Consider the following 19,568-nt stretch of genomic DNA (forward strand, 5'->3'; position numbering starts at 1 on the left):
TAAAGAGGGTGTCAGATGATAAAAGTCATAGTTTTTTGACTACTTTTTAAATGCTGACATTACTTTCGCGAAATGTTTAGAAACCGGCACGGATATATTTTTTTATTTTTATTTTAGGCCCACCAAATCAATATAACATGAAGAAAATTACTACTGCACTTTTCCTTTGTGCTGGACTGATGTCGAATGCGCAGGAGAATATTAACGATTTATTGGCTGCCGGGGTGAATGACGCACAACGTTTTACTCAGGATTATCTGTCTCCCGCAGGCGATGGTTTAATGTACGGAATGAATAACGGGTGGTTTAATTCGGCAAGAGTTAAACCTTTTCTGGGCTTTGAGATTTCATTGATAGTGAACGGAAGCCTTATCAAGGATGGCAAAAAATCATTTGTTTTAGATACTTCCCGGTATGAAAATCTGCAATTTTCGGACGGAAGCATCAGTAAGGAGGTGTCAACGGCCCTTGGGGATATCGAAGGGATAGAGGTATTTGTAGATGGTGGTCAGCCCGGCACTCTGGATGATGCAGTCTTCCGGCTGCCATCCGGTTTGGCAAGTGAGCATATTAATTTTATCCCGACGGCGGTTTTACAGGCAAGTATCGGATTGATAAAACATACTGAAGTCAAGGTCAGGCTGTTCCCGAAAACCTCTTATGATGATGCGGCAATGACATATTATGGTTTTGGGGTGCAACATGAACTCTCAGCATGGCTGCCTGCTGATAAACTACTGCCGGTGGCCGTTTCCGGATTGATCTCGTATTCACATTTAAACGGAGAATACGATTTTACGGAAACTGAGGTTATTGCAGGTGAGAATCAACGCATACAAACCAAGGCAGATACCTGGATGTTTGGCCTGATTGCCTCTACTAAATTGCCCGTAATTAATTTTTATGGAAGCATAGGGTATCTTGCAGGAAAATCCGATACAGATTTGTTAGGTACTTATGTGGTTGAACAAGGACCGTTTCAGTCGGAAACAATTGTCGATCCTTTTTCAGTGGATAGTAAAGTTTCGGGGGCAAGGGTAACCCTCGGGACGAAATTAAAACTTGGGTTTTTCAGAATAAATGCAGATTATACGATGGCTGCATTTGATAGCTTTAATTTAGGAATTAATTTCGGATTCAGATAATAAAAAACGGAGATGAATTATGAAAAAGGAGCTGTTTTTAGCTCCTTTTTTCGTTGTTTAAACTATGGATAATCAATAAATTTAACGAACTTTGCTAGCGTTTTTAATTTATCAAATAATAAAAAATATATCATATGAAAGTTACAGTAGTAGGTGCTGGTGCCGTTGGTGCAAGTTGTGCCGAATACATTGCGATTAAAGATTTTGCATCCGAAGTTGTTTTGGTGGATATCAAAGAAGGGGTTGCTGAAGGAAAGGCAATGGACCTGATGCAGACAGCTTCATTAAATGGATTTGATACTAAGATCACAGGTTCAACAAACGATTATACGAAAACGGCTGACAGTGACGTGGCTGTGATTACCAGCGGTATTCCCCGCAAACCGGGTATGACCCGTGAGGAACTTATCGGAATTAATGCCGGGATAGTTAAATCTGTTACCGAAAACCTTTTACAACATTCACCAAATGCAATTATTATCGTTGTAAGTAACCCTATGGATACCATGACCTATTTGGCTCATAAAGTAACCGGGCTGCCTAAAAACAGAATCATAGGTATGGGTGGGGCTCTGGATAGTGCGCGTTTTAAATATAGACTGGCTGAAGCTTTGGAAGCCCCTATTTCTGATGTAGACGGTATGGTCATCGGAGGACATAGTGATACAGGTATGATTCCTTTAACCCGTTTGGCTACAAGGAACAGTGTTCCGGTATCGAAATTCATTTCTGAAGATCGTTTGAACCAGGTTATGGAAGATACAAAAGTGGGGGGGGCAACCCTTACTAAATTACTGGGAACCAGCGCATGGTATGCACCTGGTGCGGCTGTTTCAGCAATGGTACAGGCCATTGCGTGCGATCAGAAAAAAATGTTCCCTTGTTCGGCATTTTTAGAAGGAGAATACGGACTTAACGATATTTCTATAGGGGTTCCTGTTATCATTGGCAAAAATGGTATAGAAAAAATCGTAGAAATAGAACTGGACGAAGCAGAAAAAGCAAAGCTTGTTTCAAGTGCTGAAGCGGTTAGTAAAACCAACGGAGCACTTAGCGAAGTTTTGAAATAATAATATAAATACTTTCAAAAAATCCTGCTGAATTGATTTCAAGCAGGATTTTTTGTATAGTAACCTTAAAATAAATTGGTTTATCATCGTGTAAATTTTATATTTGCTCGTTTTTAAAATTTGACTATTAAATAAAATTTAGGATGCAAAACAAGGGACTTATTAGGCTTTTTGCTATTTTATTTGGTATCGTTAGTATCTATCAGCTATCGTTTACTTTTATAATCAATAAAATAGAAGGAGAGGCCGAAGATTTTGCTATCAACAAAATTTCTTCAGATGAAGACAATTATGTAGCAAAAAGAGAGGTAGAGGAAGCAAGTTATTTAGATTCTATTGGCAATCAGACAGTTTATAACATCGGTGTTGCCAGCTTTACTTACAATGAAGCAAAGGAGAAGGAGCTAAACAAAGGACTCGATCTTAAAGGAGGTATTAACGTAATTCTGCAGATTTCAGTTAAGGATATCTTGAAAGGATTGGCCAATAACTCAAAAGATCCTGTATTTAACAAGGCTCTGGATGAAGCCAGTGAAGCTGCAAAAAACAGTCAGGATACATATCTCGATCTGTTCTTCGAGAAATTTTCTGAGGTTTCTGCCGGAAGTACCAAGTTAGCTTCTCCTGATATTTTTGCAAATAAAGCACTGAGCAACGATATAAATTTCCAGATGACAGACGAGGAAGCGCGTCCTGTTATCCGTCGTAAAGTTGATGAGTCGATTACATCGGCTTTTGAAGTATTGCGTAAGCGTATCGATAAATTCGGGGTTACCCAGCCTAACATTCAGCGTTTAGGAACTTCAGGGAGAATCCTTGTCGAGCTTCCGGGAGCAAAGGACATTGATCGTGTAAAAAGTTTATTACAGAGCACAGCGCAATTAGAGTTCTGGGAAACATTCAAGGCAGATCAGATATTACCTTATCTGGTATCTGCTGACGAAATCCTTAAGGGTATTGTAGATGCTGAAACAGTAGCTTCAGAGCCGGTACAGGAAGAAACAGAGATCGATTCGCTGCTTTCTGATATTTCAACAGATTCTTTAGATGTTGCACAATCGAATCCATTATTAAGCTTAATGGTACAACCAGGTTTCCAGGGAAGCCCTGTTATTGCAACTTTCGCATTAAAAGATACGGCTGAAGTTAACGGATACCTGAAAATGCCTCAGGTTGTCCAGGCGCGTCCGGCCGAATTAAAAACGGCAAAATTAGTTTGGGGCAAGCCGGCCAAAGATTCTGAACTGGTTGAGCTTTATGCTCTGAAATCTAACAGAGAAGGGATCCCTCCTTTAAGTGGTAGTGTGATTACAGATGCTTCTCAAAGTTATGATTTGGGGAACAGGCCGTCTGTGTCTATGCAGATGGACGGTAAAGGAGCCAGAATCTGGGAAGAACTTACAGGAAAGGCTTTTAGAGAGCAGGGGAACATTGCTATTGTCCTTGATGATATAGTATATTCGGCACCAGGGGTTAGCAGCGGGCCTATTAGCGGTGGAAATTCTGAGATTTCAGGTAATTTCACGCTAAATGAAGCAATTGACTTGGCGAATGTATTAAGAGCAGGTAAGCTTCCTGCTTCAGCAGATATTATTTCGTCAGAAGTAGTAGGGCCTTCATTAGGACATGAAGCGATCAACAGCGGTATGATGTCATTCTTAATAGCAATGATTATTGTATTGGTTTGGATGATTTTCTATTATGGTAAGGCCGGTATCTTCTCTGATATAGCTTTATCGTTCAACATACTTTTAATTTTCGGAGTATTGGCCGGATTAGGTGCGGTTCTTACCTTACCTGGTATTGCAGGTATTGTATTGACCATTGGTATGGCGGTCGATGCCAACGTAATTATTTACGAACGTATCAAAGAAGAAGTATTAAAAGGAAAAGGTAAGAAACAGGCTATCGACGATGGTTTCAAAAATGCATTGTCTTCGATCCTTGATGCAAATATTACTACCGGACTTACGGCATTAATTCTCTTGGTATTCGGTACAGGTCCGATTCAAGGTTTCGCAACTACCTTACTAATAGGTATTATTACTTCATTATTCACAGCTATTTTCGTTACACGTTTGTTAATAGAATGGTATGTAGAGAAGAAAGGAAGATCGTTAGATTTTTATACCGGAGCAACCAAGAACCTATTCAAAAATGTAAATATCGATTTCTTGTCAAAACGTAAAGTTGCATATATCATTTCTGGTATTGCCTTGGTAATAAGTTTAGGGTCGCTATTTAGTTTAGGCCTTAACCAGGGAGTTGATTTCGTAGGAGGACGTTCGTATCAGATCCGTTTCGAACATCCTGTAAATCCATCTGAAATTGATGCGGAACTGGATGCTGTTTTTGGAAGTACGGAAGTGAAAACTTTCGGAGGTCCTAACCAGGTAAAAGTAACTACGAAGTATAAAGTAGATGAAGAAGCAACTGAAGTTGACCAGGAAATTCAACAGAAGTTATACGAGTCACTTCTTAAATATTTACCGGAAGGAACTACTTACGAGCAATTCTTAGGCGGTAGTGAAGATGCTAAGATCGGAATTCTGCAATCTATTAAGGTAGGTCCTACCATTGCAGATGATATTAAGAAAAATGCGGTTTGGGCGATTCTGGGTTCATTAGCGATCGTATTCATGTATATTTTATTGCGTTTTACGAAATGGCAATTCTCTTTAGGGGCTGTAGCAGCTGTTTTCCACGATGTGATTATCGTATTGGGTATCTTCTCATTAACTTATAAGTTCATGCCTTTCAACATGGAAATAGACCAGGCGTTTATTGCTGCCATCCTGACGGTGATAGGTTATTCATTGAACGATACAGTAATTATTTTTGACAGAATCAGGGAGGTTATCAATGAAAAAGGCTGGAGTGCCGGGAACAACGTTAACTTTGCATTGAACAGTACTTTAGGAAGAACATTGAATACATCGATGACTACTTTGGTGGTATTGATCACTATATTCATATTCGGAGGTGAGTCGTTAAGAGGGTTTATGTTTGCAATGATTATAGGTATCGGCGTAGGTACTTATTCTTCATTGTTTATTGCAACTCCTGTAATGTATGACACTCTTAAAAAGTCTGTAACATCAGGGAAGAAAAAAGAGGAATAGGAATATCCCTTTATAAATAAAAAAATCCACCTGTTTTGCAGGTGGATTTTTTTATGAGATTAGCCTAACTTAATGAGTACTCATTTGAGTTTTTCTTTTTCGTATTTGTCTCTCCAGATCTTTTAAAGTTTCTGCTAAAGCAATTTCAAAAGATTCATCGTCAGTAGAAGCAAATAAATCATAGCCCGGTACTCTTAATCTTATTTTGCAAATTCTTCCCTTACCTTTGGCGTCATTATCTTTCTTAAAAAAAACGTCCGCATTAAAAATCCAATCGTATTTTTCTCCTAAATCTTTTAATTTTCTGCTAGCTAAGCTTTCTACATAGCTGTTAGTTTTCATTTTTTCGAATTGAATATCTATTTTCATAAGAAATACTTTTAAGGTTTGACATAAGGTTTATTGGAGACCTGGATATAATTCCGTGAAACCGTACTAAAATTTACGGATTTATATCGACATCACCATGATTTTATATTGATAAAATAACAGTAAAAAAGGAATTTATAAAATGACTAAAATCATGCGCCGAATTAAAATCAGTTCAAATGATATTAATGATGTTTTCAGGAAGGTCAACCAGGCTGCCAAACGGAGAACCGGATTATTATCCCATTGTTTCAGTATTTGAAGAAGGCAACCCTTAAAACGTGTGATGCTACCTTTCCCATAGCAAACCTTTCTTAACAGGCAACGCTCCAAAAGCAGACGGGGATTTTATGGTTTACAGAGGATGCAGGATGTCGTGATACATCAATTTACTGTATGATGATGGTCGTTAGAATGATAATTATCAGTAACTTAGATATGATTTAAAATGTTAATTCGTTCAGAATAAAGGAAATTTTATGAACGTAAATACTGATAATGTCATCAGAAGGGTCAATAACAAATTTATTTAACAGCTTTTTTAAGCAGATAGGTGAGCTTGCTTTTTTTGCAGGGAATTTTTTTAAAGAAGCTTTTCATCCTCCTTACGAATTTAATGAGTTATTAAAACAATGTTATAATGTTGGTAACAGGTCATTAGCGTTAGTGAGCCTGACAGGGTTTATTATTGGTTTGGTACTCACTTTGCAGACACGTCCGACGTTACAGGGATTTGGAGCTGTATCCTGGATGCCTTCCATGGTCGGAATATCGATTGTAAGGGAGATCGGCCCGGTAATTATTGCCCTGGTATGTGCCGGCAGGATAGCTTCCGGAATTGGTGCTGAACTGGGATCTATGAGAGTAACAGAACAAATCGATGCAATGGAAGTGTCCGGAACGAATCCCTTTAAGTTTTTAGTGGTTACCAGGATAACGGCAACGACACTGATGGTTCCGTTGCTGGTGGTGTATGGAGATGCCTTGGCTCTCTACGGATCGTTTCTTATAGAACATTTTAAAGGAGATGTTTCCGCCCGCCTTTTTTTTAACCAGGTGTTTAATGCTTTGAATTTCAGGGATCTGATACCTGCGGTTGCTAAGTCGGTTTTCTTTGGTTTTGCAATTGGTCTGGTAGGATGTTATAAGGGATATTATTGTAAAAAAGGAACGGTAGGGGTCGGAGTAGCCGCCAATACTGCTGTAGTACTGTCGTCTTTATTAATCTTTGTTCTGGATTTTATAGCGGTAATTATCGCTGATATTTTTTATGACCTATGAAAACCTTATCAAGCATGCATGGAAAAGATTTGGTTCAGAGCCCTGAAAAAGCTGTCATAGTTGTCGAAGACCTTAAGAAAAGCTTTGGGGAAAATCAGGTGCTAAGTGGTTTCAGCATGAGATTGTATAAAGGGGAAAGCCTTGTGATAATGGGCAAGTCCGGTTCAGGAAAGTCCGTAATGATTAAATGTCTGATTGGACTAATGAAACCCGATAGCGGAAGTGTGAACATTATGGGGCAGGACATTGTTCACTTGAACCATGTTTCGTTAGACAGGTTGAGGGCAGATGTCGGTTTCCTTTTTCAGGGAAGTGCTTTGTACGATTCGATGACCGTCCGTGAAAATCTGGAATTTCCGTTACGCAGACACCGGGAGCGTTTTGGGAAGAATATCAGGACAGAAAAAGCGGTTTTAGAGGCCCTGGAGAGTGTTGGTCTTGCTCATACCGTAGATCTTATGCCGGATGAATTATCGGGGGGGATGCAACGTCGTATAGCTTTGGCCAGAACCTTAATTATGAAACCGAAAATTATTTTTTATGATGAACCGACAAGTGGCCTGGATCCGATAACGTCTAAAGAGATTATTATGCTTATGAAAAAGGTTCAGAAGCAGTATATGACATCTTCTTTAATTATCACTCACGATGTAGATTGTGCCAGAGTGATCGCAGACAGGATGATATTACTGGTAGATGGGATAAATTACGCAGAAGGTACTTATCGGGAACTGATTAAGGTAGAAGATTTTAAGGTGAAGGCATTCTTTAAATAAAAGTCGGTTATGGGACGAACAACATCAGAAAAGATAAGGCTGGGAGCCTTAGTAACAGCAGGAACCACACTTTTGGTCGTTGCCGCATATTTAATTGGCAATAAAGAGAACCTCTTTAGTCAAACCTTTATGCTAAGTGTTCAGTTTGCAAATGTTAATGGCCTGCAGGAAGGTAATAATGTGCGTTTCTCAGGTGTAAATGTCGGTACTGTTAAAAATATTACCGTGGTGAATGATACAACCATTAAAGTAGACATGATTTTAAAGGAAAGTATACAGGTTTTTATTAAGAAAGATGCTGTGGCTACAATTGGTTCAGATGGCCTGGTGGGAAATATGATCGTAAATATTAATCCGGGAAAGAATAGCGATGAAGCTGTTAAGGATGGGGATCAGATCATTTCGTACAGCAAAATAGGAGCCGATGACCTGCTGGGTACGTTGAGTGTGACCAATGAGAATGCAGCCCTGCTGACTGCCGATCTGCTGAAAATAACGAGAGCAATTACTGAAGGGAAGGGTACGCTGGGAAGACTTCTGAACGATACTGCAATGGCCAAAAATCTTGATGAGAGTATAGAGAACCTCAAATATGTGAGCGATAAAGCGACTCTTTCGATCGACCGGTTAAATAAAATATTAAAGAGTACGGATGACAAAGAGAATGTAGTCGGTGTTTTATTTAAAGATACTGTCTCAGGAGCAAAATTAAAGCATGTCATAAACGATTTGCAGAGTTCAGGTGAAAATCTGGACTCTTTGTTGAAAAACCTGAATACAGTGGTTTATGATGTTAAAACAGGCAGGGGCGCTTTATATTATTTAACTGCCGATACTGTTCTGGTAAAACAACTTCAAAAGACGATTGATCATATAGAACAGGGAACAGAAAGTTTTAACCAAAATATGGAAGCCTTAAAACAGAACTACCTGTTCAGAAAATATTTTAAAAAGCTAGAGAAGGAACAACGAAAGGAGAACTGAACAACTTAAACTTTCCATTTGTCAGAGGGGTGATCCCGGTTTTTTCTGAACAAGATATGCTTGTTCAAATCCGTTCAGGTACAATTACGGGTATCCTTAATGGCGATTTTAAGGAAGTGTTATGTGTTTCTGAAATGATATATATCATGGCTTATGTGACTTACTTATAATACCTTAGGGTTAAACAAAGGATTCATTTTAATTAAAATTAAAAGAAATGAAAAAAATCTTGGTGCCGACTGATTTTTCAAAACATTCAGAATATGCCTTGGAAGTGGCAGCGAAAATTGCAAAGAACCTGAATGCCAGGCTTCTTTTGTTTCATATGGTGGGCACGGCCCAATCCGTTTTTATTTCAGATGAGGGGCAAAAGCAAGCAGAGGCCATATACTATCTTGAATTGGCTAAAAAGCGTTTTAACGAACTGTTGGAGCATGGTTATATGAAGGATGTAGAGGTTGAATTCATTGTCCAGAATTATAAAATATTTTCAGAAATGAATGACCTGGCCCATGAAAAGGGGGTCGACTTTATCGTTATAGGATCTCATGGATATTCCGGTTTTTCCGATGCGTTTGTGGGGTCTAATGCTGAAAAAATAATAAGGGCTTCAGATTTTCCTGTTCTGGTTATTAAAGAGCGTAGTAAAAATTTCAGTATGGATAAAGTTGTTTTTGCATGTGACTTCAAAATGGAGGCTGTAAGGTCATACAGGAAAGCAATGAGCTTTTTCAGGCTTTTTAACAGTGATGTCCATTTGTTGTATGTGAATCTTCCTAATGAGGATTTTAGAAGCACTTCCGAGTTAGAAGAAAGAGTTTCCGGGTTTTTGGAAGCAGCCAATGATGATGGGGTACCTTATAATGATCAGGTTCATTATTACGATGATTATACTATTGAAAATGGGATCTATACTTTTAGCAAATCTATTAAGGCTGATGTTATTTCATTAGCTACGCATGGCAGGAAAGGACTTTCACATTTCTTTATGGGAAGTATAGGAGAGGATATTGCAACGCATATAAACGTACCGGTTGTAACGTTTAAAATTTAACATAAACAGCCTCGTGGATTTGCTCCGATAAAGAGGTTTGAACAACTTCGTTCTGATGCTTATCAGCACGGAGTTGTTTGCTGAAAAGAACCATGAATATGACTAAAATTCTTAATTTTGTGAAGGAGGTTTAGTAACCTTATGAATTTTAGTTATATTAGAACCTATGAGGTTATTTGAACAAGACAAAGACACTTTCAGCCTGCTTTCCGAAGCTATTTCAGAGGGAATTTTAGTTGTTGATGAACAACGGAAGATTGTAGCCACCAATAGTCCGTTGGCTAGTATGTTTGGCTATGAGAAAGAGGAGCTGGAGGGAAAGAAAATGGATGTGCTTATTCCGGTAAACTATCATACAAAACACGAAGGGCATTTTAAAGGATATTTTGCACAGTCGAGCCAGCGAAGAATGGCCGAAGGGAGAAAGTTGTCAGGGGTACGAAAGAGCGGAGAGGAATTCTATGTGGAGATAGGGCTGAACCCTTTTTTCTTAAACGATCAGGTGTATGTGATGGCCATTGTTATGGATGTTACAAAGCGGATAGAGTCTGAAAATGTAATTAAAGAGTTGAACGAGCAACTGGAAGAAAAAATCAGGCAACGGACAAAGGCATTAAGGGATTCTGTGGTGCAATTAACCAAAGAAGTAAAGTTGAGGATAGAAGCAGAGAGCCAGGCTAAAATAGCTCTGCAAAAGGAAAAAGAACTTAACGAGTTGAAAACGAAATTCCTTTCTATGGTTTCTCATGAATTCAAGACGCCATTGAGCAGTATTCTTACTTCTACAATGCTGTTGGAAAAATATACACAGACAGAGCAACAACCAAGAAGGGACAAGCACCTGAATACTATTAAGGGGATCGTAAGGAACCTGAATGGGATTTTAAACGATTTTCTTTCTATCGAACGTATAGATTCGGGAAAGGTCACTTATAAGTATACTACATTTAACCTCAGTAAGGCGTTTAATGAAATTGTTTACGATGCCAATATGACCTTAAAGTCCGGTCAAAAGATCCGATTTCCGGAAGATATAGATGAATATGTTATAAACCAGGACGAGAAGATATTCAAGCTGATACTGTCTAATATTATAGGCAATGCAATTAAATATTCGCCTGAAAATTCAACCATACATATTGAAGTGACTCCTATAGATAAAGAGAACTATCTTTTTACGATCAGGGATGAAGGGATCGGTATCCCTGAAGAAGATCAAAAGCACGTATTTTCACGATATTTCAGGGCACAGAATGCACTAACGACACAAGGTACGGGAATTGGACTGAATATTGTAAAAAGCCATGTGGAGGATCTGGGAGGATCAATTTGTTTCGAAAGTAAACAGGATAAAGGTTCTGTATTTAAAATAGAATTACCAAATAAAAACAAACAAGCAGAAAATGAAAAAAGTGTTGTTAATTGAAGACGACTTAATTCTTAGAGAAAATACAGCCGAACTTCTGGAATTGTCTAATTACAATGTCATTACAGGTTCTGACGGGAAAAAAGGCGTGGCATTAGCTGAGCAAGAATTACCCGATATTATTGTGTGTGATATCATGATGCCTGAATTAGACGGATATGGCGTTTTGGAAACCTTGTCTAAGAATAATAGTACCAGACGCATACCATTTATTTTTCTCTCTGCTAAAACCGAGCGTAATGAAGTAAGAAAGGGAATGAACCTCGGAGCCGACGATTATATAACAAAGCCTTTTGAAGAAGAAGAATTGATCAATGCCATTGAAAGCAGGTTGGCAAAGGTTCAGATATTAAATGAACAAAAAGAAAATGAAGAGAGTAGCCCTGTAGATGATGAAGAGATTTCTAACATTAACCAGCTTAAAAATTATTTTCTAGACGAAGGAGAGCTGATGTCTTTCGGGGAAGGTGAACTCATTTATTCCGAGGGAAACCATTCCAACTATATGTTTTTGGTAGAAGGAGGTATTGTGAAATCGTATAAAATCGATGAGCAGGGTAAAGAGCTGATTACCAGGGTGAGTAAAGAAGACGATTTTTTCGGGTTCAGTTCATTTACGCAGAACATCCCGCATAAAGAATATGCAAAAGCGATTAAGGATGCTACTGTATATGCTTTAAAGAAAGATATTCTTAGCGATATTTTACTAAATAATAAGAAGCTTTCAGTTGAGATCATTAATTTTTTAACTGAGGGAATGACCGAATTTAACGACCAATTACTGCAGATGGCCTATGGTTCCGTAAGAAGGAAGACGGCTGCTACGATACTGCAATTTGTAGATCAGTTCGAAAGAAACAAGCAGGAAGGGATCAAAATTTCACGTAATGATCTGGCAAGCGTGGCAGGGATTGCTCCGGAAAGTTTTATCCGAACCCTTTCAGAGTTAAAGAAAGAGGGGTTGATCTCTGTAGAAGGAAGAAATATTAAGGTGTTAAATATTGAGCGTTTACGGCAAATTGACTAGCTAACACGGGGCAAGTCATGGATTCCGATACAGTTGTAGGGGTTAAATTTCATTTGGTGAGCAAAAATACTTTGTTTGACATATATCATATTTAGAGGGAAGGAGTTTAGGTAATTTTGTTGTTGCAACCAATAACAATATGAAAAACATACTGATACCTACAGATTTCTCTCCGAATTCATGGAATGCAATAACGTATGGAGTCACGCTTTTCAAAAAAGAGAAGTGTAATTTTTATTTGCTTCACGTAGAGAATGTCAGGATGTATGCTGATACCCCAGGTTCCCGACCGGAGAGTGAAGGAGCTGTTAGCACAAGGGAGCGGTTAAAAATGGCTGCTGAACAAATTAGGGGGCAGTTTCCGGAGGCCGACCATAATTTTGCTTCATTGGTTGACTACGATTTTTTAGTGGAAGCCATAAAAAAGCAGGTTGCAGAAAAAAGCATAGACCTTATTGTAATGGGCACGAGAGGAGCTTCTGGAATAAAAAAGAACATAGTCGGGAGTCATACAAGTGATGTGATTACCAGGGTGAAATGTCCTGTTTTGGCCATACCTGAGGGAGCAGTGCCTAAAGTTCCCAAAGAAATAGCTTTCCCAACCGATTTCAGAATATTTTATTCGCCTGATATGTTATCTGCCATGCTGGATATAGCCCGGTTACATCATGCTTCGGTTCGTTCGTTACATGCAGTTAAAGAACATTTTGAGGGGCTTGACGATGAGCAGTTAAAGAATAAAGAATTGCTGGATGATCATCTTGACAGTTTTGAGCATAGTTTTCATAAGGTAACAGGCAAACGTCTGGATAAGGCGGTACAGTGCTTTACAGAAAGCAGGGATATCGATATCATAGCCATGGTAGCAAAGAATCTTAACTTCTTTCAGCAAATACTGTTTAAGCCCACTGTAAAGGAGATTAGCTACCATACAAGCATACCTTTTTTGGTCTTACACGAACATGCTGTTTGATAAGAGATCAGGCTGTTCAAGCAGGGGATGACAAAAGTCATGTTTTAGATAAACAGGAATGGTTAATTTAGCAGTGATAAAAGATTTAGTTCTTTGAGTTAATTAGTATTGAGGTATACTAAAATGAAAAAGAGGCGCTTAAAAGGTGCCTCTTTTTTTATAACAAGTGTTGTCGGGTTATTTTTTTACCATGATGACTTCTACATTATTTTTTTCTAAGGCGATCAGGTGTTCTTTCTCAATTTGATCGTCGGTAATGAGTTTGTCAATTTTCTCAAAAGAACAGATAAATGCCAGCCCGGATCTTTTAAACTTAGACGAATCAGCAACTACAATAACTTCTTCGGCTATGTCGATCATTATCTGGTTCAGGTAAGCCTCTTCCATGTGGTGGGTGAAAACCCCCAGATCAGGTTTGATGGCATCGACACCTAAAAATAATTTATTACAGAACAATTGCCTGAAGTTACGTTCTGCCATCGGGCCAACGAGTGACATAGAAAATTCCTTAAGGTACCCTCCCGGCATAAACACATCGAGGTTTTCATACTTCGACAGGTTGTTTACAATATCTAAAGCATTACTGATGACGGTCAGGTTCTTGAAATCATTGAGGTTATTTGATATTTCAAAAGTGGTGGTTCCGGAATCGAGGATAACACTTTCCTCTTCTTCTATCAATGAAGCTGCCTTTTTACCGATAAGGCGTTTCACCTCAAGATTTATTTTTTTCTTTTCAGTAACGGTTAAGGCTATATTACTTGTCTTAAAAGCACCACCATGGGCACGGATCAGAAGTTTGCTTTTTTCCAGTTTGTCGAGGTCGTTTCTGATGGTTACCTCACTGACCCCCAGCTCCTGACTAAGCTCATTTACATTTACCTGACCCTTAATGTCGAGCAGTTCTAATATTTTAGATCGCCTCTCGGCAGTTTTCTTTACTTTTCCTTTAGTTTCGTTCTCCTTCATATATACGAAGATATTATTATTAAGTCTTTCGACTTAAAAATAATAAAATACTTGTTAATATTTTAATAAAGGAGAATTATTTCGACATAAAAAAAGGAGCGATGTCCATCACTCCTTTTAAAAACTACTTAAAACAAACTAACAAACTAACTAACTAACTCTTTAAGAGAACATTAGTGTTTCCCGCTCCCTGAAGAGAAATATCAACAGGTTTATTCGTTTTCCAGTTACCACCTGTAAAATCAGGGAAGTCGATCGATTTTGATCTGTTTGCCACTGAAGCTTCACTGATCAATCCGACTGCGCTCCACGATGCAGCATCATAAACATCCTGATCAAGAGGCAATCCGTTTCTTAAACAGTCGATCAAACGCCAATCCATGATGAAGTCCATACCACCGTGGCCTCCAACTTTTTTAGCCAATTCCCCAACTTTCTTAACGATTTCCGGAGTGTATTTTTTTTCTATTTCTTTAAATTCATCTTCTTTCATCCAGCTATGCCCAACTGCAATTCTGGCCGGGCTAGGCCATTTACGGGCAAAAGCCTTAGAGCCGCTTACCAGGTGTATTCTTGAATACGGTCTGGGAGAGCTTACATCGTGCTGGATCATCATGGTACGGCCTTTCTTGGTGCGTATCATGGTCGTGTTCATGTTTCCTCTAAACGGATTGTTTACATATTCGGAAAAGAAATCATCGTCTGCAGCAAGTTCTCTGGCACGTGATGCCATATTGAAGTCGTTACTGGACATAGATGACAGGTAATCCATCTGGTCTCCCCGGTTAATGTCCATTATCTGGCAAATAGGGCCAAGGCCGTGCGTAGGGTACAGGTTACCGTCGCGTTTAGCATTTTCCTTAAGTCGCCACATGCTTTCGTATCCATTATTCTTATTAAAGTTCAGGTCTACGAGGTCGTGGATGTATGCACCTTCTCCGTGAATGATTTCCCCGAAGAAGCCCTGTCTTGCCATGTTAAGAGTTAACAGTTCAAAGAAATCATAGCAACAATTCTCAAGCATCATACAATGCTTTTTAGTACGCTCTGAAGTTTCTACCAACTGCCAGCACTCATCCATATTTTGAGCGGCAGGAACCTCTACTGCGGCATGCTTTCCGGCTTCCATGGCATATACGGCCATAGGTGTGTGCCACTCCCATGGCGTAGCAATATATATAAGGTCCAGATCATCGCGATCGCACATCTCTTTCCATGCATATGCTTTGCCATAATACAGGTCAGGATTGTGTTTTGTTCCCTTTAAAAGTTTTTTGGCTTTTTTTGCCTGATCTTCCCTAAGGTCGCATAATGCTTTGATTTCAACACCGTCAATATAACTCATGCGTTTAACAGCTCCGGGGCCGCGCATCCCTAAACCTACAATCCCGACACGGACTTTGTCAAGTTTTGGTGCTGCATATCCGGACATATTAAACCGCTGTCCAAGGTTTCTGTTTTTGATAATAATTCCGTTCTCCTGAGCAAAACCGGTCATCGTGCTTCCGGCCAGGCCGATACCTGCAAGCGATGATAGTTTTAAAAAGTTTCGTCTATTGTTGTTTTTCATCTGTTTGAATTTAATTGTTTTTATTGGTCAGATGTAACTCGTCATTTACAATCCGGTTGGTAATAACTTAATTGACATGACTTGTTTCATAATTATGATTAATTTGTTAATCGGTCTATTTTAAAACCATAAGTGTCAACGGCATTTTGAACAAATATTTTATGAACAACTTCCTCGGGTAACTGCAACCCTTTAAACGCGCCTTTAAATTCAGGAGCGGTGAGGGTTTTGCCGGTAGCAAAAAAGTCGTAATGTCCTTGCCATAATGACTCAAACCGTGTAATCAATTCATCATCACTCATAGAACCATCGTCAATAACATCAGTGCCGTATATAATACGATCCTGATACGTAATGAAAAAATCACGTACTTTTTCCCAGTTATCTTTTGCCTGTAGTTGCACATGGCATATTCTTTCTGCCAAATCGGTTTTTGTGTTCGGGAACATCTTTAAACGCTTTGCAACTTCATCAATGCTCCATTCCATGCTGAAAAGATGTAGTCCTACGTATTTCAGTTCAGGAAACTTACTTAAAACATGATCTCTGGCTTCCATTTGTTTTTCATAAGCAGGAAACTCAGGGTGGAGGTACATATGGTATTCAGGATGGCCGGAAAAATAATCCCTATCAGAGTCAACGGTCATCTCTTCCAGCGGGAGCCAGCAGTTTCTGGGTTCTCCCTGGTGACCGATTAAAAGAATATCATTGTCGACCAGATATTGGTATAAAGGATCGAAACGTTTGTCATCAAGCATAACAAAATTTCCGTCAAGGTCTTTGACGTTTTCATCCATGCCAATATTTTTCCAGATTTTAACACCTGCTGCACCTTTAGAGATGCCATCCTTTATTTGTTCCAGTGCATGAGGCAGCCATTTTTCGGTATTCCAGTATCGGGTATCAAAGGAAGTAATCTGTATGATCCTGTCGGGAAACTCTTGTTGTAAAGCAAGTACTGTATTCTTCTGATCGTCTAGGCTTTCGAAGAAGGGGATATCAGTATTGATGGATAAAAACGACACATTGTACTTTAGGGCCAATTCCATTTTAGCTCTGGAAGTAGTGTTCAAATGTACGTGTGCATCAATAAATTGCTTTAGCATAATTGTTCTATTTTCCGTTTTTTACCATTTCTAGTTTGCCTGATACCAATTCTGTGATTTTATTGGTAGCCTGAGGAAATACTTTACGCAGGTCTATCTCTTCATTGGAAACTAATACATCTTTTAGGGTCTGCATAAAAATATTCTTGATCTCAGTAGCCAGGTTAACTTTACATATTCCGTTTGAAATAGCTTCCTGAACCTGATTGTGAGGTACCCCTGAACTTCCATGTAACACGAGCGTTGCGGGTGTTACGGCAGCTATTCTTGATAAGAGTTCAATATCCAGTTTTGGCTCTTCTTTATAAAATCCGTGAGCAGTTCCGATGGCTACTGCGAGTGCATTTACTCCCGTGGCTTCTACAAAAGATTTTGCTTCCTCAGGTTGTGTAAAACTACCACCGTGATCCTGTCCCAGTTTGGCAACATAACCTAATTCAGCTTCTACATGAGCTCCATAGCCAGCTGCTCGTTTTACGACTTCCTGAGTTATTTTGATGTTTTCCTCAAACGGCAACTCACTGCCGTCTATCATTACAGAATCAAATCCGGCATCCAGGCACTGCTGAGCCAATGCTACCGATCCGCCGTGATCAAGGTGGATCCATCCTTCAACTCCGAACTGGGCCAATCCGGCTCTCCCCAGTTTTACGGCGGTATCAAGCCCCATATAATCGATAGAACTCTTCGTTAATTGTAATATGAGGGGTTCATTTAAATTAGCAGCAGCCTGTAAAACTCCGTGTAAGGTTTCTACATTATAAAAATTGGTGGCTAATAGCCCTCTTTTTTGTTCTGTTAACAATTGTAATTTTTCTTTCAGCTTCATTTTGACTTATATAGCAACGTTGAAAATTGATTTTACTTTTTGTTCGATCTCTTCAGGAGAATTAAAAGCTCCTGTCCCCCCTGCAGCAGTTGTATTAAGGGCACCCATCAGGTTTCCGTATGTCAGGCATTCCTGAAGAGAACCTCCCCCGATATATTTTTTAATAAAACCGGAGTTAAAGGAGTCACCAGCCCCTATAGAGTCTATATGTTTTGGATTTGTAAAAGAAGAAACCTCCATTTGAGTATCATCTTCAATGCCCACACTTCCTTTAGCACCCATTTTAAGGGCAATGGTATTGGCAAAGGGCTTCACCGCTTCCAGTGCCTCGTCTACAGATGATGTTCGGGTCAAAGCCATAATTTCAGCTTCATTAGGCATAAAAACATCGACATATGGTAAACATTCCCTATAGTCGAAATCCCATTTATTTTCCGGATCCCATTGCAAATCAAGCGAGGTGGTTATCCCTGCTTCTTTCACCTTTTTAAAAATTGTCGTAATATCTTTTCTGATCCCTTTTTGTATAAAGAAATTTGATAAGTGAAAGTGCTTGAAGTTTTTAATATCCTCCCAGGGAATATCGTCGATGGTGAGCAGTTCCATGGCACCGCAATAGGTTACATTAGCCCTGTCTTCGGCATAACTCATCACGATAGTGATTCCGGTTTGATGTGTGTCGGAACTGCTTATATGGTCTGTACAAACATTTTTGTTTTTGAGTTCTTTAAGAACGACTTCACCAAACATATCGTTTCCGACCTTTCCGCAGAAAGTTGTATCTACACCCATAGCAGCAGCATTGGCAGCCATGATTGCAGAAGAACTGCCTAAAGTAAGGTTCATGTCATCCGCAAGGATTTCAGTTCCTATTTTAGGGAATCCATCGATGTTGTTGAGGATCAGGTCAACATTTAATTCTCCAACGACTATGAGTTCTTTTTCAGGCATTTACAATCTCATTTATTTTTACCTGGGGAAGCAGGGTGTTCACATCCTCCAGTTTTAAAATTCCAAGGTCTTCATTCAGGCAGTTTGCCGCGCCACAGGCCACACCGTAGCGGGCTATATCTTCAAGCTCCATTTTTTTGTTTACAGCATGAGCTATTCCGGCAGTGAGACAATCGCCGCTACCTACTGTGCTTATAACATTATCAATTTTAACATTGGCATGTATGGTTCTTCCGTTGTGGTGGAGCCATAGACCTTCTTTTCCTTTGGTAATGGCAATTAAAGCTACTTTCTGACCCAGTTTGGTTAAAATAGTATTAAAATCGTCAGTTCCGCACAGGTTCTTTGCCTCGTGTTCATTAATATGCAATCCGAAAAAAGAAGTCTGCAATGCTTTTTCCAGCTGACTTCCTGAGCAATCTAAAATTACATTTTTATTTGCTTTCTCAGCATGCTGTGCAATTTGAAGATAAGCATCTTCCGGCACCCCTTTTGGCCAGGAACCGGATGCTACAATAATATTGCTCTTTTGGATCTCCTTATCGTAAATTCCCAGAAATTCGATCCAGTCCGTTTCGCTCATTGACGGTCCGGGCTCTAAAAGTTCTGTATTGAGGAACAAAGCATTATCGGTTCTGAATGTATAGCACTTTCTGTTTGAACCTTTCAATAAAAGGCCTTCAGTATTAATTTTTAAGGATTCGCATTGTTGTTGTATCCATGTGCCCGATGCTCCTGCCCAGTTGCCGAGTAAAGTAGTGTCTGAACCAAGTTCTTTAAGCGCCATGGCAACATGGGTAGCTTTTCCCCCCGGATATTCCCGTAGTTTAGAAATCCTGTTAACACCACCGGCCTCGATCTGATCTAGCCAGGCATAAGTATCAATGGATGGGTTCGGACAAACACTTAATATCAT

The 19,568-nt window shown here is 39.3% G+C and carries 17 protein-coding genes; 10 read left to right on the top strand and 7 right to left on the bottom strand.

Annotated features, from left to right (window positions below):
- Positions 1-137: 137 nt before the first annotated feature.
- The 3 genes from MQE36_RS09225 (at position 138) to secDF (ending at position 5,337) form a co-directional block, all read left to right on the top strand.
- A complete protein-coding gene (locus MQE36_RS09225) occupies positions 138-1,145 on the top strand; it encodes a DUF6588 family protein (RefSeq protein ID WP_242935692.1) in 1,008 nt (335 codons plus the stop codon).
- 134 nt (positions 1,146-1,279) lie between these two features.
- A complete protein-coding gene (gene mdh / locus MQE36_RS09230) occupies positions 1,280-2,215 on the top strand; it encodes a malate dehydrogenase (RefSeq protein ID WP_242935693.1) in 936 nt (311 codons plus the stop codon).
- 143 nt (positions 2,216-2,358) lie between these two features.
- The gene (gene secDF / locus MQE36_RS09235) at positions 2,359-5,337 is read left to right on the top strand and encodes a protein translocase subunit SecDF (protein ID WP_242935694.1); all 2,979 of its coding nucleotides are present in this window, start codon (positions 2,359-2,361) and stop codon (positions 5,335-5,337) included.
- Between the two features lie 69 nt (positions 5,338-5,406).
- Here secDF and MQE36_RS09240 read toward each other — a convergent pair whose 3' ends face one another.
- A complete protein-coding gene (locus MQE36_RS09240; protein ID WP_242935695.1) occupies positions 5,407-5,706 on the bottom strand; it encodes an HPF/RaiA family ribosome-associated protein in 300 nt (99 codons plus the stop codon).
- Between the two features lie 498 nt (positions 5,707-6,204).
- On the opposite strand from MQE36_RS09240, the gene MQE36_RS09245 reads away from it, so the two are divergent.
- From MQE36_RS09245 to MQE36_RS09275, 7 genes are all read left to right on the top strand, one after another.
- Positions 6,205-6,987, top strand: a complete 783-nt coding sequence (locus MQE36_RS09245) for an MlaE family ABC transporter permease (RefSeq protein WP_242935696.1) — start codon at positions 6,205-6,207, stop codon at positions 6,985-6,987.
- Positions 6,984-7,763 carry an ABC transporter ATP-binding protein gene (locus MQE36_RS09250; protein WP_242935697.1) on the top strand — a complete coding sequence of 260 codons (780 nt, stop codon included), beginning with the start codon at positions 6,984-6,986 and terminating at the stop codon, positions 7,761-7,763. The genes MQE36_RS09245 and MQE36_RS09250 overlap by 4 nt, the downstream gene beginning before the upstream one ends.
- A gap of 9 nt (positions 7,764-7,772) precedes the next feature.
- Positions 7,773-8,747 carry an MlaD family protein gene (locus MQE36_RS09255; protein ID WP_242935698.1) on the top strand — a complete coding sequence of 325 codons (975 nt, stop codon included), beginning with the start codon at positions 7,773-7,775 and terminating at the stop codon, positions 8,745-8,747.
- 217 nt (positions 8,748-8,964) lie between these two features.
- On the top strand, positions 8,965-9,801 hold the full coding sequence (locus MQE36_RS09260) for a universal stress protein (protein WP_242935699.1): 837 nt from the start codon (positions 8,965-8,967) through the stop codon (positions 9,799-9,801).
- A 166-nt stretch (positions 9,802-9,967) separates the two neighbouring features.
- Complete coding sequence (locus MQE36_RS09265) at positions 9,968-11,227, top strand: PAS domain-containing sensor histidine kinase (RefSeq protein ID WP_242935700.1); 1,260 nt, start codon at positions 9,968-9,970, stop codon at positions 11,225-11,227.
- Positions 11,205-12,254 (top strand): response regulator, encoded by a 1,050-nt coding sequence (locus MQE36_RS09270; protein ID WP_242935701.1) that lies wholly within the window; start codon positions 11,205-11,207, stop codon positions 12,252-12,254. Before MQE36_RS09265 ends, MQE36_RS09270 begins: the two co-directional genes overlap by 23 nt.
- Positions 12,255-12,393: 139 nt before the next feature.
- Complete coding sequence (locus MQE36_RS09275) at positions 12,394-13,227, top strand: universal stress protein (protein ID WP_242935702.1); 834 nt, start codon at positions 12,394-12,396, stop codon at positions 13,225-13,227.
- Between the two features lie 177 nt (positions 13,228-13,404).
- Here MQE36_RS09275 and agaR read toward each other — a convergent pair whose 3' ends face one another.
- From agaR to MQE36_RS09305, 6 genes are all read right to left on the bottom strand, one after another.
- On the bottom strand, positions 13,405-14,196 hold the full coding sequence (agaR, locus tag MQE36_RS09280) for a transcriptional repressor AgaR (RefSeq protein WP_242935703.1): 792 nt from the start codon (positions 14,194-14,196) through the stop codon (positions 13,405-13,407).
- Positions 14,197-14,350: 154 nt separating this feature from the next.
- The gene (locus MQE36_RS09285) at positions 14,351-15,766 is read right to left on the bottom strand and encodes a Gfo/Idh/MocA family protein (RefSeq protein WP_242935704.1); all 1,416 of its coding nucleotides are present in this window, start codon (positions 15,764-15,766) and stop codon (positions 14,351-14,353) included.
- Between the two features lie 98 nt (positions 15,767-15,864).
- Positions 15,865-16,872, bottom strand: coding sequence for an amidohydrolase family protein (locus MQE36_RS09290; RefSeq protein ID WP_242935705.1), 1,008 nt, complete (start codon positions 16,870-16,872; stop codon positions 15,865-15,867).
- 7 nt (positions 16,873-16,879) lie between these two features.
- Complete coding sequence (locus MQE36_RS09295; RefSeq protein ID WP_242935706.1) at positions 16,880-17,701, bottom strand: class II fructose-bisphosphate aldolase; 822 nt, start codon at positions 17,699-17,701, stop codon at positions 16,880-16,882.
- A gap of 6 nt (positions 17,702-17,707) precedes the next feature.
- Positions 17,708-18,652 carry a carbohydrate kinase family protein gene (locus MQE36_RS09300; protein ID WP_242935707.1) on the bottom strand — a complete coding sequence of 315 codons (945 nt, stop codon included), beginning with the start codon at positions 18,650-18,652 and terminating at the stop codon, positions 17,708-17,710.
- The gene (locus MQE36_RS09305) at positions 18,645-19,568 is read right to left on the bottom strand and encodes a 1-phosphofructokinase family hexose kinase (RefSeq protein WP_242935708.1); all 924 of its coding nucleotides are present in this window, start codon (positions 19,566-19,568) and stop codon (positions 18,645-18,647) included. The genes MQE36_RS09300 and MQE36_RS09305 overlap by 8 nt, the downstream gene beginning before the upstream one ends.

The organism is Zhouia spongiae (assembly GCF_022760175.1).
GTDB classification, from domain to species: domain Bacteria; phylum Bacteroidota; class Bacteroidia; order Flavobacteriales; family Flavobacteriaceae; genus Zhouia; species Zhouia spongiae.